Origin of the sequence: Silanimonas sp. (assembly GCF_027531545.1) — a bacterium.
Lineage (GTDB): Bacteria > Pseudomonadota > Gammaproteobacteria > Xanthomonadales > Xanthomonadaceae > Silanimonas.
This window is the reverse complement of the sequence record NZ_JAPZSC010000057.1, coordinates 1-2,003: the sequence shown is the minus strand read 5'-3', so window position 1 is coordinate 2,003 and position 2,003 is coordinate 1. Positions and strand designations below refer to the sequence as shown.

The window sequence follows — 2,003 nt, the reverse complement described above, 5'->3', positions numbered from 1 at the left end:
GAGACCCAGGGGGAGCGGCGAGACGGTCCGAATGGGCGCCGCTGCCACGATCTGCCACGATCTCACTGCCGCAGTCGGCCCTTCTTGGCTGGCCTCGGTCTAGTCGTCGGGCTTCAGGGGGCGTTTGAACTTCCTATGCGCCCTGGGCATCATGCTGCTCGTGGTGGCCATCCTGCCGCTGCTGGGTCTGGGCGGCATGCAGCTGTACAAGGCCGAGACCCCCGGCCCGATGAAGGACGCCCGCTTCACCCCGCGCATCGCCGAGACCGCGCGCGGGCTGTGGACGGTGTACTTCGTGTTCTCCGCGGCCTGCCTGCTGGCTTACCGCTGGGCCGGGATGAGCTGGTCCGACGCCTTCATGCACATGTGCTCCACCATGGGCCTGGGCGGCTTTTCTTCGCACGACGCCAGCTTCGGGCACTGGAACTCGGCCGCCATTGAGGGCGTGGCCATGGTCTTCATGGCCTTGTCGGGCATCAGCTTCCTGCGCTACTTCGTCGTCATCCGCTCACGCAGCCTGCAACCCCTGACCAACGACCGCGAGATCCGCACCTACGTTCTTGTGCTGCTGGCCTCCATTGCCGGGCTCACGCTCATGCTGCTGGCCCACCGCCAGTACACCGACTGGGAGAGCGCCCTGCGCGCCAGCGCCTTCCACGTGATCTCGCTGGCCACCACCACCGGGTACGCCTCCACCGACTACGCCCAGTGGCCGGTGGCGGCGCCCGTGCTGCTGATGTTTCTGGGTTGCTTCGTCTCCTGCGCCGGCTCCACGGGCGGCGGAATCAAGATGGTCCGCATGGTGCTGCTGATCAAGCAAGCGCGGCGCGAGCTCGTGCGCATCATCCACCCCCGGGTGGTCAACCCCGTCACCCTGGGCGGGCAGGTGCTGCCGTCCTCGGTCATGACGGCGGTGCTCGGCTTCATGCTCATCTACGGCGCGGCGACCATGGGCCTGACCTTCCTGCTGCTGCTGGGCGGCCTGGACATCGTGACCGCCTTCTCGGCCGTGGTCGCCACGGTCAACAACATCGGCCCCGGCCTGGGCGAGGTGGGGCCCGCGGGCAACTTCGGCGGCCTGGGCGCTTTTGAGCTCTGGGTGCTGTCCTTTGCCATGCTGCTTGGGCGGCTGGAGCTGCTCACCGTGCTGGTGCTGTTCACGGGCGGCTTCTGGCGAAAGTAGCCGCCCATGCAAAGCCTGCAGCGCTTCCTTGACGCCCAGGCCCCGGTCTATGAGACAGTGCTCGCCGAGCTGCGCGCCGGCCGCAAGACCAGCCATTGGATGTGGTTCGTCTTCCCGCAGCTGCGCGGCCTGGGGCACAGCACCATGGCGCAGCACTACGGCCTGGCCGGCCGCGCCGAGGCGCTGGCCTATGCCCAACACCCCGTGCTCGGCGCCCGGCTCGCGCAGTGCATGGCCCTGCTGCTTGCGCACCGCGGCCGCAGCGCCGATGACATCCTGGGTGAGGTCGACGCGCTGAAGCTGCGCTCCTGCGCCACGCTGTTTGCCGAGGCGGCGCCCGAGCTGCCCGGCAGCCGCGAGGTCCTGGCCGCCTTCTTTCGCGAGCGGCCTGACCCGCGCACGCTGGAGCTGCTGGGTCCATGAGCGAGGTCTGGCCCATGCTCCTGATCTGCGCGGTTGGCCTGGGTGCTGGCGTGCTCGGCGGGGTGATTGGCTCTGACACCACCATCCTGCTCATGCCGCCGCCGGTGTACTTCTACGGCACCATGACGGCCGTGCCCGTGATCGCGCTGGTCACCATCGTGGCCAACCTCGCGCGCGTGGCACTGTGGCGGCGCAGCAGCTGCCGGCCTAGCGTGCGCCATCGGGCGCGTAGCACTCGGTACACACTGGTTTTTTTGGGCTCTTCTGAATTTCGTGTGGGTTACCGGGCATGAGGGTTGACCGCTGCGAAGTCGAGCTTGCCTGCGATCAGGAAGACGACGGTCCTGATCGTGTCGAAGCTGGCGAAGCCGCGCGCTCGGCGCTTGGCGGCCTGGAA

Annotated in this window: 3 protein-coding genes; all 3 read left to right on the top strand. The window is 68.2% G+C overall.

Translation table 11 applies throughout. The features are described from left to right. Positions 1 to 124 precede the first annotated feature (124 nt). The 3 genes from O9280_RS16425 to O9280_RS16415 are packed head-to-tail and all read left to right on the top strand — an operon-like array spanning position 125 to position 1,899. On the top strand, positions 125 to 1,183 hold the full coding sequence (locus O9280_RS16425; RefSeq protein WP_298345319.1) for a potassium transporter TrkG: 1,059 nt from the start codon (positions 125 to 127) through the stop codon (positions 1,181 to 1,183). Between the two features lie 6 nt (positions 1,184 to 1,189). Continuing rightward, positions 1,190 to 1,606, top strand: a complete 417-nt coding sequence (locus O9280_RS16420) for a DUF1810 domain-containing protein (protein ID WP_298345316.1) — start codon at positions 1,190 to 1,192, stop codon at positions 1,604 to 1,606. Beyond that, positions 1,603 to 1,899 (top strand): hypothetical protein, encoded by a 297-nt coding sequence (locus O9280_RS16415; RefSeq protein ID WP_298345313.1) that lies wholly within the window; start codon positions 1,603 to 1,605, stop codon positions 1,897 to 1,899. Before O9280_RS16420 ends, O9280_RS16415 begins: the two co-directional genes overlap by 4 nt. Positions 1,900 to 2,003 lie beyond the last annotated feature (104 nt).

Bases quoted from the DNA above. Each gene is read 5' to 3' on its own strand.
- O9280_RS16420 (WP_298345316.1), top strand. From the start codon at position 1,190: ATGCAAAGCCTGCAGCGCTTCCTTGACGCCCAGGCCCCGGTCTATGAG.
- O9280_RS16415 (WP_298345313.1), top strand. From the start codon at position 1,603: ATGAGCGAGGTCTGGCCCATGCTCCTGATCTGCGCGGTTGGCCTGGGT.